Raw genomic sequence first — 14,761 nt, 5'->3', positions numbered from 1 at the left:
AATCCAATTCTTTAGGAGGAAATTGGAGGAGACAGGTATAACTATATGGCAGTGCATCATGGCTGTCTGCTTTTTTATGCTGATATCAGGTATTCACAAACCAGATATCATCACCAGCCCAGCCTGCCATTTCCCGCTCCCCACTACAGGCAGTCCATTCACGGACTGCCCTTCCCTGCTACCGAATCAAATGGATTCTTCGCGCGACGCCTTCTTGCGCTCGTGTTCCTTCAGGTGACGCTTGCGCAGGCGGATGCTCTTCGGGGTCACTTCGACCAGTTCGTCGTCTTCGATGAATTCCACTGCGTATTCCAGCGACAGTTCGATCGGCGGCACCAGACGCACTGCTTCGTCGGTACCGGAAGCGCGCACGTTGGTCAGCTGCTTGCCCTTGATCGGGTTGACGACCAGGTCGTTGTCACGCGAGTGGATACCGATGATCATGCCTTCATACACCGGGTCGTTGTGGCTGACGAACATGCGGCCGCGATCCTGCTGCTTCCACAGTGCGTAGGCCACGGCAGCGCCGTCATCCTGGGAGATCAACACGCCGTTGCGACGGCCGGCCAGTTCACCCTTGGTGGTATCGACCGGCTTGTAGTCGTCGAAAACGTGGCTCATCAGGCCGGTGCCGCGGGTCAGGGTCATGAATTCACCCTGGAAACCGATCAGGCCACGCGCCGGGATGTGGTATTCCAGGCGCACACGGCCCTTGCCGTCCGGTTCCATGTTCTGCAGGTCGCCACGGCGGCGGCCCAGTTCTTCCATGACGCCGCCCTGGTGGGTTTCTTCGACGTCGACGGTCAGGTTTTCGTACGGCTCTTCGCGCACGCCGTCGACCATGCGGAACACCACGCGCGGACGCGAGACGGCCAGCTCGAAGCCTTCACGGCGCATGTTTTCGATCAGGATGGTCAGGTGCAACTCACCACGGCCCGACACTTCGTAGGTCGAGTCGTCGTTCTCGGCCTGCACCACGCGCAGCGCCATGTTGGACTTCAGTTCCTTTTCCAGGCGGTCGCGGATCTGGCGGGTGGTGACGAACTTGCCTTCGCGGCCAGCCAGCGGCGAGGTGTTGACCATGAAGTTCATGGTCAGGGTCGGTTCATCCACCTTCAGCATCGGCAGGCCGTTGGGGGCATCCGGCGCACAGATGGTGGAGCCAATGCCGATTTCTTCGATACCGTTGATCAGCACGATGTCGCCAGCCAGCGCTTCATCGACCAGCACGCGCTCCAGGCCCTTGAAGGTCAGCACCTGGTTGATGCGGGCCTTGGTCGGCTTGTCTTCCGGACCATTCATCCACACCACGTCCTGACCGCCCTTGACGCGGCCAGCCAGGATACGGCCGACGCCGATCTTGCCGACGTAGGAAGAATATTCCAGCGAGGTGATCTGCAGTTGCAGCGGTGCGTCCGGGTCATCCTTGCGGGCCGGGACGTACTTCAGGATGGCGTCGAACAGCGGCTCCATGTTGCCTTCGCGCGTTTCCGGATCCAGGCTGGCGTAGCCGTTCAGGCCCGAGGCGTAGATCACGGGGAAGTCCAGCTGCTCTTCGGTGGCGCCCAGCTTGTCGAACAGTTCGAAGGTGGCGTTGATGGCCCACTCGGCGCGTGCGCCCGGACGGTCGATCTTGTTCAGGACGACGATGGGCTTCAGGCCCAGGGCCAGTGCCTTGCGGGTCACGAAGCGGGTCTGCGGCATCGGGCCTTCCTGCGCATCCACCAGCAGCAGCACCGAGTCCACCATCGACAGCACGCGCTCGACCTCACCGCCGAAGTCGGCGTGGCCCGGGGTGTCGACGATGTTGATGTGGGTGCCCTTGTATTCCACCGCGCAGTTCTTCGACAGGATGGTGATGCCGCGTTCCTTTTCGATGTCGTTGGAGTCCATCACGCGGTTGTCCACTTGCTGGTTGTCGCGGAAGGTGCCGGACTGGCGCAGCAGCTGGTCCACCAGGGTGGTCTTGCCGTGGTCAACGTGGGCGATGATGGCGATGTTGCGAATTGCGCGGATATTGTTTGACATGGTGAATGTGGTTGGGAATGCCGAATCTCGGGAGGCGCGCATTATAGCATGTTGCGACGCATGAACTTTGGAAAAACCTGTGTTATCAACGGCTTGCCGAGCCTTGCGGGCTACCCCGCAAGGCTCGGCTGCGAGCCGTTTGACGCTATCTGTCCTCAGGCGGTGGACACCAGCCTTTCGGGGGCCAGGATGGCGTATTCCTGCAACAGTCCGGTGCCCAGCAAGGCAGCGTCCGAACTGCGATAGACGCGCACGCGGCCGGTCTGCTCCGGTACCGCCACGCCTTCCTTGCCCAGCGGCAAGCGCTGGCCGTGCAGGAAGCGGCGCGCCAGCTCATCGTTGAGCTGCACCGCCGGGAAGCTGCGCAAGAGGCCGTCTACCGGCAGCAGCAAAGCCTTGCGGGCCTCCAGCTCAGCGGCGGCATCGAAGGTCTCCAGCGTGACCGCTCCCTCCAGGGTGAGAGCGCCGACTCCAGTGCGTCTCAGGGCATTGAGGTGCGCCCCGCAGCCCAGTACTTCGCCAATATCTTCACCCAGCACGCGGATATATGTCCCTTTGCTGCAAGTGACGCGGATGCGCAGCATGGGGGCCTGGTAGTCCAGCAGGTCCAGGGCGTGGATGGTGACGTTGCGGGCTTCGCGCTCCAGCGTGATGCCGGCGCGAGCATATTCGTACAAGGGCTTGCCGTCGCGCTTCAAGGCCGAGTGCATCGGCGGCACCTGGCTGATGGGGCCACGGAACTGCGCCAGCGCGGCTTCGATCTGCGCCACGCTGACCTCGACGGCGCGCTCGCTGATGACCTGGCCTTCGGTATCGCCGGTATCGGTGCGCACACCCAGGTGGACCAGGGCTTCGTAGGTCTTGTCGGCTTCCAGCAAGTCCTGCGAGAACTTGGTGGCTTCGCCGAAGCACAGCGGCAGGAGGCCGGTGGCGAACGGGTCCAGGGTGCCGGTATGACCCGCCTTGGGCGCATTGAGCATGCGCTTGGCGCGAATCAGGGCGTCGTTGGAGGACAAGCCGACCGGCTTGTCCAGCAACAGCACGCCATGCACCGGCACGCGCGGGGGACGCGGCGTGCGGGCCTGCTGGCCGCGCTTGGCGCGCGGCTGCAGCGGTTCAGGGGAAGCGGAACCAATGTCCGCCATCGTATCGTCGGCCATGAAATGCAAGACCGGCCCACGCCCCAATGAAGGGAATCGCAGACCGGCGTGAAAAGTGTGAAGAAAACTGCAATGCAACGGGAAAAGAACCGCCCGTCATCAAGCCTCGTCGTCCGAATCCTTGGCGCGGGTGGCGTTGGCTTCGTCGATCAGGCGCGACATTTCAATGCCGCGTGCGGTCGAGTTGTCGTGCACGAAATGCAGTTCCGGCAGGGTGTGGATGGTCAGCCTGCGGCCCAGCTGGGTGCGCAGGTAACCGCCCGCCTTGCGCAGGCCGGCCAGGGTGTTCTTGATCGCGTCCGGGTTGTCCACCAGCGTGGTGAAGAAGACCTTGGCGTGCGCGTAGTCCGGAGTGACCTGCACTTCGGTAATGGTGATCATGCCCACCCGCGGATCCTTCAGCTCGAAGGCGATCAACTCCGACAGGTCCCGCTGGATCTGGTCGGCGACGCGCAAGCCGCGTCCGGGAATGGATTTGCTGTGTTTTGCCATGCTTTAAAAAACAATCCGCCGAGGGCGTGGCGGGAGGATTCCCGCGTTGCTGCGACGGATCTTGCCAGTGAAGCCGGCGCATCGCGAACGATACGCCGGCGTATTGCATTACAGGGTACGGGCAACTTCCTGGACTTCGAAGATTTCGAGCTGATCGCCCACTTCGATGTCGTTGTAGCCCTTGAGCGAGAGACCGCACTCGAAGCCCGACTTGACTTCCTTGACGTCGTCCTTGAAGCGCTTGAGCGAGTCCAGTTCGCCGGTCCACACCACCACGTTGTTGCGCAGCAGGCGTACTTGCGAGCCACGCTTGACCAGGCCTTCGAGCACGTAGCAGCCGGCGATCGAGCCAACCTTGCTGACCACGAACACCTGGCGGATTTCCACCAGGCCCAGCGCCTGTTCGCGCTTTTCCGGGGACAGCATGCCCGACATCGCGGCCTTCACCTCGTCCACCGCATCATAGATGATGTTGTAGTAACGGATGTCCACGCCCGAGGCTTCGGCCAGCTTGCGCGCCGACGCATCGGCACGGGTGTTGAAGCCGATGATGACGGCCTTCGAAGCGACGGCCAGGTTGACGTCGTTTTCGCTGATGCCACCCACTGCAGCGTGCACCACCTGGACGCGCACTTCGGCGGTCGACAGCTTCTGCAGCGACTGCACCAGGGCTTCCTGGGAACCTTGCACGTCGGTCTTGATGATCATCGGCAGGTTCTTGACCTCGCCTTCGGTCATCTGGTCGAACATGTTTTCCAGCTTGGCGGCTTGTTGCTTGGCCAGCTTCACGTCGCGGAACTTGCCCTGGCGGAACAGGCCGATTTCGCGCGCCTTGCGCTCGTCGGTCATGACCACCACTTCTTCACCGGCGGAGGGCACTTCGGTCAGGCCCTGGATTTCCACCGGCAGGGACGGGCCTGCCTCGGCGATGTTCTTGCCGTTTTCGTCCAGCATCGCACGCACACGGCCGTAGGCCGAACCGGCCAGCACGACGTCGCCGCGCTTGAGGGTACCGGACTGCACCAGGATCGTTGCCACCGGGCCGCGGCCCTTGTCCAGCTTGGCTTCGATCACCAGGCCACGGGCCGGCACATCCACCGGTGCCTTCAGTTCCAGCACTTCGGCCTGCAGCAGGACGTTTTCCAGCAGCGAGTCGATGCCTTCGCCGGTCTTGGCGGAGACGGGGATGAACGGGGCATCGCCACCGTATTCTTCCGGCACCACTTCTTCGGCGATCAGTTCCTGCTTGACGCGGTCGGGGTTGGCACCCGGCTTGTCGATCTTGTTGATGGCCACCACCAGCGGTACACCGCCGGCCTTGGCGTGGGCAATCGCTTCCTTGGTCTGGGGCATGACGCCGTCGTCGGCGGCCACCACCAGAATCACGATGTCGGTGGCCTTGGCACCACGGGCACGCATGGCGGTGAACGCCTCGTGGCCCGGGGTATCCAGGAAGGTGATCATGCCGCGCGGGGTTTCCACGTGGTAGGCACCGATGTGCTGGGTAATGCCACCGGCTTCACCCGAGGCCACCTTGGTGCGGCGGATGTAATCCAGCAGCGAGGTCTTGCCGTGGTCGACGTGACCCATGACGGTGACCACCGGTGCGCGCGGGGTGGCTTCGGCGTCGGCGTGTTCTTCGCCTTCGACCAGCAGCGCTTCCGGATCGTCCAGCTTGGCGGCGTGGGCGCGGTGGCCCATTTCTTCCACCACGATCATCGCGGTTTCCTGGTCCAGCACCTGGTTGATGGTGACCATCTGGCCCAGCTTCATCAGGTGCTTGATGACTTCGGAGGCCTTGACCGCCATCTTGTGGGCCACTTCGGCCACGGTGATGGTTTCGGGCACGTAGACATCGTGCACCACCGCTTCGGTGGGCACCTGGAAGTTGCTTTCACGCTGGTCATCGCCATGCGAGTGACGACGGCCCTTGGGGCCGGCACGCCAGCCGTCACGGCCGCCACCACCGGTGGCGCCACGCGACTTCATGCCGCCGGCACCACGCTTCTTGGCATCATCCTGCCAGGTGGAGGAGACATTGGCCGACTTGATCGACTTCTTGTCTGCCGCCACGGCGGGCTTCTTGTCATCCTTCTTTTCGCCCGGCTTGGCCGCGGTGGCCGGCTTGTGCAGCGTGCCTTCCGAGGTCTTGGCCGGGGCCGGTGCAGGTTCCGGTGCCTTGATGACGCGACGCGGCGCATTCATCATGGCCTTGATCTGGGCGACTTCGTCTTCCACAGCCTTGCGCGCACGGTCAGCGGCGGCAGCACGGTCAGCGGCTTCCTTGGCGGCAGCTTCTGCCTTTTTCTTCGCTTCTTCAGCAGCAGCGCGCTTCTTTTCTTCCACCGCCGGATCGACGGCAGGTGCCGGTGCCGGGGCAGCCGCAGCAGCGGGGGCCTTCGGGCTCGCAGCCGCAGCAGCCTTGGCCTTCTCGGCTTCGGCCGCCGCAGCAGCGGCTTCAGCCGCCTGGCGCTTGGCTTCAGCTTCGGCTTCTTCGCGGGCACGTTGCTGTTCCAGCTCGGCCGCCTTGGCCTGGGCGGCGCGTTCGGCCTCCAGCTGGGCCAGACGTTCTTGCTGGGCCTTCAGTTCGGCCTGACGGCGAGCCTCTTCCTGCTCACGTTCCTGCGCTTCGATGGCCGGGTCGCGCTGAGGGGCCGCAGCACGTGCTGCGGACTCGTCGGCACCGGGCTCGTCACGCTTGATGAAGGTGCGCTTCTTGCGCACTTCCACCTGGATCGTGCGCGATTTGCCGGTTGCATCGGCCTGCTTGATCTCGGTGGTTTCCTTGCGGGTCAGCGTGATCTTCTTCTTCTCGCCTTCCGGCGCGGCTCCGCGCGAACGGCGCAGGTGTTCAAGCAGGCGGTCCTTGTCTTCTTTCGACAGGGAGTCGGATGCAGAGCTCTTCTCGACACCGGCCGAACGCAGCTGGGTCAGCAGCAGGTCAGCGGGCATCTTAAGCTCGGTGGCAAATTGGGCAACGTTGTTACTCGCCATTCAGTCCTCTTTTCTATGTGGCTCGGCAGATGATGTGGAGACGCTCCGCTTCTCAGCGGCCTTCGACTGCGCTCCATGCCTTGGCCTGCAGGGCCTTGGCGCGCTCATCGTATTTGGAATCGATGAGCTTCATTTCATCGTCGGTCACATCTTCAAATGCATTTTCAATCAGTTGGCGCGCGCGCTCGGAAGGCAGGGCCAGGATCGCGCCGAATTCGTCATAAGCCAGGCCGGCGAAGGCCGGCAGCGTCTTCACGCCTGCCAGGCCCAGCTTGCCGGCCAGCACACGGTCCAGGCCTTCGAAGTTGATCAATTCCTCTTCCATGCCTTCCAGGCCTTCTTCGGAGGCGATCGCTTCGGTCACCAGGGCGTCGCGGGCGCGGTTGCGCAGCTCATTGACGGTCTCTTCGTCGAACGATTCGATCTCCAGCATTTCGGTGATCGGCACGTAGGCGATTTCTTCCAGGGTCGAGAAACCTTCCTCGACCAGGATGTCGGCCACTTCCTGGTCAACATCGAGCTTTTCCATGAACAGCGTACGGATCAGCGCGGTCTCGGCCGCCGACTTGTCGGCCGATTCCTCGGCCGTCATGATATTGATCTGCCAGCGGGTCAGCTCGGCTGCCAGACGCACGTTCTGGCCGCCGCGGCCGATGGCGATGGCGAGGTTTTCTTCATCCACCACCACATCCATGGCGTGTTTTTCTTCATCGACCACGATGGAGGTCACGTTGGCCGGGGCCAGCGCGCCGATGACGAACTGCGCCGGGTCTTCCGACCACAGCACGATGTCAACGCGCTCGCCGCCCAGCTCACCGGTCACGGCCTGGACGCGCGAACCGCGCATGCCCACGCAGGTACCGATGGGGTCGATGCGCTTGTCGGCGGTGTAGACCGCGATCTTGGCGCGCACGCCCGGGTCACGGGCAGCCGACTTGATTTCCAGCGAGCCTTGTTCGATTTCCGGCACTTCCAGCTCGAACAGCTTCATGATGAATTCCGGCGCGGTGCGCGACAGGATCACCTGTGGGCCACGGGCACCGCGGTCCACGCGCAGGATGTAGGCACGCACGCGGTCGCCGATACGCAGGTTTTCCTTGGGGATCATCTGGTCGCGCGGCAGGCGGGCTTCGATCTTGCCAGATTCGATGATGGCGTCACCGCGCTCCATGCGCTTGATGGTGCCGGTCACCAGGGCATCGCCACGGGCCAGGAAGTCGGCCAGGATCTGTTCGCGCTCGGCGTCGCGGATGCGCTGCAGGACGACCTGCTTGGTGTCTTGCGCGAAACGGCGGCCGAATTCGACGGATTCGATCGGATCTTCGATGTATTCGTCGACTTCGATATCGGGGAATTGATCCTTGGCTTCAAACAGCAGAATTTCCTGGTCGGGCAATTGCAGACCGGCTTCGTCGGGCACCACGTGCCAGCGACGGAAGGATTCGAACTCGCCGCTTTCGCGATCGATCGAGACGCGAATGTCGACCTCGCCTTCATAGCGCTTCTTGGTAGCCTGCGCAAGCGCATGCTCCAATGCGCCGAAGACGACTTCCTTATCGACGTTCTTTTCGCGCGCCAGCGCATCGACCAACAACAAAATTTCGCGACTCATCCTTTGCGACTCCTAAAATCGACCTGCGGCACCAGGTGTGCCTTATCCACATCGGCCAGCGTGAAATTCAACACGGCAGCCGACCCATCGTTTGCTTCAAATTCCAATACCAGTTCCTCGCCTTCCGGTTCGCGCAGCACGCCTTCATAGGTCTTGCGGTTGGACGTGCCGGGCAGCGGCACGCGCAACTTGACGACGGCTTCGCAATCCACGAAACGCACGAAGTCAATAAACTTCTTCAGGGGGCGGTCCAGCCCGGGCGAGGAGACTTCCAGGCGTTCATACAGCACGTTTTCCACGGTGAAGACGTGCAGCAACTGATGCGTCGCCTTCTCGCAATCCTCGACAGTGATCGAACGCGCTTCTTCTGCTTCAGGGTCGAACGGGAAATCGATGAAGACGCGCACCAGACCGCGCGGTGCCTTCTCGAACTCAACCAGTTCGTAGCCCAGGCCCGCGAGGGTGGATTCGATCAGTTCCAGCAATTGCAAGACTATTTCTCCATCAGGACGCCGCATGGCCAGCGAGGGCAGGCGGACATCTAAAATTGATCAGCAAAAAAAAAATGGGCATCTGCCCATCTTCTGTTATCCCACGCAACGCGAGATCACACATCACGCGAACCACCGCACTTCCATCCATCATGGCGCAGGCGGATCTATCAATGATTTATCACATATGCGATTCGCGGCAGGTTGCGTTTAACTAACATATTATAACCGATTCAGCTATTCACAGCAAATCCGGAATGATGTCAATTGTGATCGCAGCGACAAAAACGTTCATAAAAAACGTCATTGGTGCATTTCACGCGCCGCTGGCCTTGCAAGGGAGACATTGCTCGCCAGCAGCATTGCCGACGAGCAAGGAAAAGCCTCAGCGACCGCCGCGACGGCGATTCATGCCGGGCAGGCCGCCCAGCATGAAGTTGGGGGCACTGTTGCCACCGCGCTGGGGACGATTGCCACGGCGCTGGTTGCCGGCGTCCGGGAAGCCCAGTGCGGTCTGCAGCGGATCCGGCTGGCGGCTCTTGGGCTGGCCGCCCTTGTTGCCACCGCCACCGCCATAGCCACCACCGTTGCCGTAGTTGCCACCATTACCACCGTTGCCGCCCTGGCCGAAGTTGCCGCCCTGGCGACCCTTCTGCGGGCCCTTGTTCTGCATGGCGTTGCCACGCGGACCATTGTTCTGGGTGCGGCCAGCGTGACCGGCGTTGCCGCTGTTGCCGGACTTGGCTTCCCCGGCCTGCTTTTCCAGGCCACAGGCTGCCATCAGGTTGCGCACGGCGTTTTCTTCCAGCTCTTCCCAGCGACCACGCTTCAAAGTCTGCGGCAGGGTCATGGCACCGTAGCGGGTACGGATCAGGCGCGACACGGTCAGGCCGACCGCTTCAAACATGCGGCGCACTTCACGGTTGCGGCCTTCGCCGATGGTCACGCGATACCACTTGTTCACACCTTCGCCACCGCCATCGGCGATGCGCGAGAACTGCGCCGGACCGTCATCGAGCTCCACGCCCGACAGCAGCTTCTGGCGCATGCCTTCTTCCAGCTCGCCCAGGGTACGCACGGCGTATTCACGCTCGATGTTGTAGCGCGGGTGCATCAGGCGGTTGGCCAGGTCACCGGAGGTGGTGAACAGCAGCAGGCCTTCGGTATTGAAGTCCAGGCGACCCACGGCCAGCCACTTGCCGGCCTTCATGGTCGGCAGGCGGTCGAACACCGAGCTGCGGCCTTCCGGGTCGGCATGGCTGACGATCTCGCCCGAGGGCTTGTGATAGACCAGCACGCGCGGCGGGCGCTTGCTCACCTTGCGCTGGATCAGCTTGCCGTTGATGCGCACGGCATCGGTAGGCAGGATGCGCTGACCGATGTGGGCCGGCTCGCCGTTGACCGAAACGCGGCCAGCGACGATCAGCTCTTCCATGTCGCGGCGCGAACCCAGGCCGGCGTCAGCCAGCACCTTGTGCAGCTTGGGCGCATCGTCCTCGGCGGTCAGGTCGCGGCGGCCGTTCTTGCCGCGCATCTGGTGCGGCTGGCGGCCACCAGCCTTGGCGCCTTCGTCACGGTCATACGCCTCGGAGGTCACGTAGGAGAAGATGTCATCGACCGGTTCGGCCGAGCGCAGACCCAGTTGCGGGGCCTTGGGCTTCTTGCCGTTCTTCTCGAAATTCTTTTTGCCTTGCTGGCCGGGCTGGCCATTGTTCTTGCCGAACTGGCCGCGCGGCTGGCGCTCAACGGCGGCAACAGGAGCGGTATCGCCCTCGTGCTTGCCATGTGCAGGGGCGGCATCACCGCCTCCGGCCGCAGCGCGCTGGGCAGCGCGGTTGTTGCGCAGGGCACGCGGACCGCGCACGCCACGGCGGGCGGGCTTGGCGCGATTCGGATCAACGGGCGCATCCAGCAGGACCGGCGGCGCAACCACTTCTTCACCAACGGTGACAATGACCTTGGGCAGCTCAGGTGCAGCCGGTGCAGGCGCAGCCGCCTCGGGTGCTGCAGCCTTGGGCTTGGCAGCGCGCTTGGGCTTGGCCGGAGCGGCGGGTGCAGGCTCCATGGCCAGGCTCATCTGGGCGGGTGCCTCGGCGGCCGGGGCGTCAGCCGCATCTGCCTTCTTGGCACGCGGCTTGGTGGCACGCGGCTTCTTTTCGGGAGCGGGAGCGGGTGCGGACTCGGCGACGGCCGGGGCCGGCGCAGCTTCATCGGCGGCAGCCTTCTTGGCACGCGGCGCACGCTTCTTAGGCGCAGCCTCGTCAGCGGCCTCTTGCGGCGCGGCTGCGACTGCCTCGGCCGGTGCGGCGCTGACCGCAGGCTTGCGGGTGCGCTTTTTCACCGGCTTGTCGGATGCGGCGGCATCGGCCGCGGCCAGGTCGACCTGGGTCTCGTCTTTGGAACTAGTTGGCTTCATTCTTCGAATCTGGATGTGGCGGACGCGCGTCATCTTCCCGCTGATCGGCCCGCTCGGTGGTGTCGTTGTGCTCGCCTGCCGCTTCGCCGGCGGCTTCGGTGGCGTCCGTGCCAGTTACGGCAACGTCTTGTTCAAAAGGTTCTTGCGCTTCTGGGGAAGCGTCTTCACTGCCTGCAGCACGCTCTTCCCCGGCGGCGGCTGCTTCGATATCGGTCTGCTGGAGCTCCTCTGTGGCGAGCTCTCCAGCCGCGGGCACTTCAAGGTCGTCAGCAGGATCATCCTGTGCCGGCGCTTCTGCCTCGGCGGCTTCAGTTATTTCATTTGTTTCAGTTGCTTCGGCAGTGGCAGCGGAATCAAGCGCTTCGGCCGCTCCTGCGTCCTCGCCCTCTTCCTGCTCCGCTTCAGCCAGAACCGCCACGCCGCCTTCCAGCGCCTGCAATTCCAGCAGCGCGCCCTGGGCGGCAGCTTCGCCGCTGACCTGCTGCAGCGGCGGCAATTCTTCCAGCGAACTCAAGCCCAGGTCATCGAGGAACTTGCGGGTCGTGGCAAACAGCGCCGGCCTGCCTGGCACGTCGCGGTGGCCGATCGATTCGATCCAGCCCCGGTCTTCCAGCATGCGGATGGTCTGGGTATTCACCGCCACACCGCGAATCTCTTCGATGTCACCGCGCGTGACCGGCTGGCGGTAGGCGATGATGGCCAGCGTTTCCAGCGTGGCCCGGGTGTATTTCGGCGGCTTTTCCGGATTCAGGCGCTCCAGGTAGACCTTCATCTCCTTGCGGCTCTGGAAGCGCCAGCCAGTCGACAGGCTGACCACTTCCACCCCCTTGTCGGCCCATTCGGTGCGCAGTTCATCGAGCATCTGCCGGATCATCTCGGCATTGATGTCGCTGCTCTCTTCGCTCTCGGGATCGACGTACAGCTTCTTCAGATCATTGATCGACAGGGGCTCATGCGTGCAAAGCAATGCAGTTTCGAGGACTTTCTTGGCCTCAGCAATATTCATGTACCACTCTTGTGCGTCTTGTTGTTAACAAAGTTCGGCTTGCAGCTGGTCTCCGGCGCTACGGCTGCAGCCAGTCCGGCCTGCAGCGAAAGCTGAAACGGGCCAGATACGGCAAGTCTTGCGCAGTGCTGGATGCGGCGGCGCTGCCTTCCGGTGTTTGGAGATTGAATGAGCTGGAATCTAAGACCCGGGCAAATCGGCGTCGCGGAGGACTCGCGCTTTCGCAAAGCCGTCATGTCGCGGGGTTGCGGACGGCCGACCTGCACCTTTTCAACTACCGGCCTTGCGTCATGGAGCCTTTGTTGGCCGCACAGGCTGCGGCGGTCGGGGCGCAAGGCATCAAAAGTACTGCGCGGAGTGTAGCACAAAGATTTGCGGGGATGCAGCCTGTTGCAGCCTGCGGACAATTATTTGCATGCCTGACCGCTTTGCGCCTGCCGGCTCATCCAGGCGGTGAAATCCTCTACCGCCATGGGCTTGCCGAAGAAATAACCCTGCACTTCGTCACAAGCATTTTCCTTCAGGAAAGAATGTTGCTGCTCGTCCTCCACGCCCTCGGCAATGACACGCAAGTTCAGGATATGGGCCAGCGAGATGACGGCTTTGACGATGGCTGCACTGTCGGCATCGCGCGCAATGTCGCGCACGAAGGACTTGTCGATCTTCAGGGCATCCACCGGGAAGCGGCGCAGGTACGAGAGGCTGGAATAACCGGTCCCGAAGTCATCGACAGAAATCTGCAGACCCAGGCGCTTCAGGGCGTGCAGGGTAGCCACGCTCTTCTCGGCATCCTTCATGACCACGTTCTCGGTGATTTCCAGTTCCAGGCAGGAGGCCGCCAGGCCGCTCTGCTCGAGCACACCGGAAACGAATTCCGGCAGGCTCTGGTTCAGCTGCCGTGGCGACAGGTTCACCGCCACCGGGATAGGCGGCAATCCGGCCTCTTGCCAGCGCTTGTTCTGGTGGCAGGCGGTACGCAGCACCCATTCTCCGATCGGCACGATCAGCCCGGCTTCTTCGGCGAAGGGGATGAAGCGGTCGGGCGGCACCATGCCCTGCTCCGGCGACTGCCAGCGGATCAGCGCCTCGGCACCGATCACGCTGCCATCTTTCAAACTCAGCTTGGGCTGGTAATAGAGCTTGAATTCTTCCTGATCCAGCGCGCGGCGCAAGTTGATGAGCATCTCCAGGCGATTGCTGATCTGGGTGTCCATCCACGGCGCGAAGAACTGGAAGTTGTTGCGCCCCTGCTCCTTGGCCCGGTACATGGCCGAATCGGCTTGTTTCAGCAAGGTCTCGACATCCTTGCCATCGACCGGATAACGGCTCACGCCGATGCTGGCCGTGACCTGAAACTCGCGGTCGCCCGCCTGCCAGGGCCGGGCCACGGCGGCCAGGATGCGCTGCATCACCTCGGCGATGCCCAGTTCGCCACCGGTCTGGTTCTGCAGCACCAGCACGAATTCGTCGCCGCCCTGGCGCGCCACCATGTCGGTATCCCGCAGGCAGGCTTGCAGACGCTGCGCCACGGTCTTGAGCAATTCGTCGCCGACCTGGTGACCCAGGCTGTCATTGATGAACTTGAACTGGTCAAGATCCACGAATACCACCGCCGTCAGTCCACCCTTCTGCCGCGCCACCTGAATGGCGCGCTGCAGGTGCTCATGCAGCATGTTGCGATTGGGCAATCCGGTCAGTGCATCGTGGGTCGCCTGATGGCGCATTTCGGCTTCATAAAGCTTGCGCTCGGTGATGGCCTCGACGGTGCCCTCGTAACAGACCAGCGCGCCGCTGTCGTCATAGACGGCGCGGGCGTTCTCGGAGATCCAGATGATGTCGCCGTCGCGCCGGTACACGCGAGATTCAAAATTGGAGACCGAGCCATGCTGCTCCATCAGGCGCATGAATTCCGTACGGCGCTCCGGTTCGACATACAGCTGGTGGCTGATGTCGCGCAGGCCGACGATCAGGTCTTCCGGCGAGTGATAGCCGTAGATGCGCGCCAGCGCCGGGTTGACCGCGATGTAGGTGCCATCGGGCGTGGTCTGGAACACGCCTTCGATGGCGTTCTCGAAGATGCTGCGATAACGGCGCTCGGCCTCCTGCAGCGCCTGGGCCGCTTCCTTGCGCTCGGTCACGTCCTGCAGGAAGCCTTCCATCGCCTCCACCTTGCCGGCCGCGTTGTACAACCCGACGCCGCGCTCCCACACCCAGCGCAGGCTGCCATCGGCGTGCACGATGCGGTATTCGATGTCAATGCGACGGCGCTCGCGCATGCAGGCGTCGATATGGCTGCGCACCAACGCGCGGTCTTCCGGATGGGTCAGCTGCAGGAAGGAGATGCGGCTGTTGAGCAACAGGTCTTCGGGGGCATAGCCAGTCAGGGCATGACAGCCTTCGCTGACGAATTCCAGCGTCCAGTGGGCATCATCGCGGCAGCGGTAGACCATGCCGTCGAGATTGGCCAGCAGCGTCTCCAGCAGGCGCGGCGGGCGCGCCATGGCCAGCACCGCCTGGCTCTGCGCGGCATCCTGGCGGCACAGCGCCCCCGCCGCAGGGCGG

At 63.0% G+C, this 14,761-nt stretch carries 9 protein-coding genes; all 9 read right to left on the bottom strand.

The genetic code is table 11. The features are described from left to right. Positions 1 to 186: 186 nt before the first annotated feature. On the bottom strand, positions 187 to 2,028 hold the full coding sequence (gene typA, locus B3873_RS07840; RefSeq protein WP_286865100.1) for a translational GTPase TypA: 1,842 nt from the start codon (positions 2,026 to 2,028) through the stop codon (positions 187 to 189). Between the two features lie 155 nt (positions 2,029 to 2,183). Beyond that, complete coding sequence (gene truB / locus B3873_RS07835) at positions 2,184 to 3,188, bottom strand: tRNA pseudouridine(55) synthase TruB (RefSeq protein WP_286865098.1); 1,005 nt, start codon at positions 3,186 to 3,188, stop codon at positions 2,184 to 2,186. A 99-nt stretch (positions 3,189 to 3,287) separates the two neighbouring features. Further along, on the bottom strand, positions 3,288 to 3,680 hold the full coding sequence (gene rbfA / locus B3873_RS07830) for a 30S ribosome-binding factor RbfA (RefSeq protein WP_006464329.1): 393 nt from the start codon (positions 3,678 to 3,680) through the stop codon (positions 3,288 to 3,290). Between the two features lie 108 nt (positions 3,681 to 3,788). Then, positions 3,789 to 6,674: a translation initiation factor IF-2 gene (infB, locus tag B3873_RS07825; protein ID WP_286865094.1), complete on the bottom strand. Its 2,886-nt coding sequence runs from the start codon at positions 6,672 to 6,674 to the stop codon at positions 3,789 to 3,791. Positions 6,675 to 6,726: 52 nt separating this feature from the next. After that, a complete protein-coding gene (gene nusA, locus B3873_RS07820) occupies positions 6,727 to 8,286 on the bottom strand; it encodes a transcription termination factor NusA (RefSeq protein WP_039784315.1) in 1,560 nt (519 codons plus the stop codon). Then, a complete protein-coding gene (gene rimP / locus B3873_RS07815; RefSeq protein ID WP_075259416.1) occupies positions 8,283 to 8,777 on the bottom strand; it encodes a ribosome maturation factor RimP in 495 nt (164 codons plus the stop codon). The genes nusA and rimP overlap by 4 nt, the downstream gene beginning before the upstream one ends. A 385-nt stretch (positions 8,778 to 9,162) precedes the next feature. Next, positions 9,163 to 11,193: a 23S rRNA pseudouridine(2605) synthase RluB gene (rluB, locus tag B3873_RS07810; RefSeq protein ID WP_286865091.1), complete on the bottom strand. Its 2,031-nt coding sequence runs from the start codon at positions 11,191 to 11,193 to the stop codon at positions 9,163 to 9,165. Further along, the gene (scpB, locus tag B3873_RS07805; protein ID WP_286865089.1) at positions 11,180 to 12,199 is read right to left on the bottom strand and encodes an SMC-Scp complex subunit ScpB; all 1,020 of its coding nucleotides are present in this window, start codon (positions 12,197 to 12,199) and stop codon (positions 11,180 to 11,182) included. Before scpB ends, rluB begins: the two co-directional genes overlap by 14 nt. Before the next feature lie 407 nt (positions 12,200 to 12,606). Next, the gene (locus B3873_RS07800) at positions 12,607 to 14,700 is read right to left on the bottom strand and encodes a putative bifunctional diguanylate cyclase/phosphodiesterase (protein ID WP_286865106.1); all 2,094 of its coding nucleotides are present in this window, start codon (positions 14,698 to 14,700) and stop codon (positions 12,607 to 12,609) included. Between the last annotated feature and the right edge of the window lie 61 nt (positions 14,701 to 14,761).

This window comes from Herbaspirillum sp. UBA812 (assembly GCF_002296545.1).
In the GTDB taxonomy this organism is placed as follows: Bacteria; Pseudomonadota; Gammaproteobacteria; order Burkholderiales; family Burkholderiaceae_D; genus Herbaspirillum; species Herbaspirillum huttiense.
Note: the sequence above shows the minus strand (reverse complement) of the source record. Positions and strands in the feature narration are given on the sequence as shown.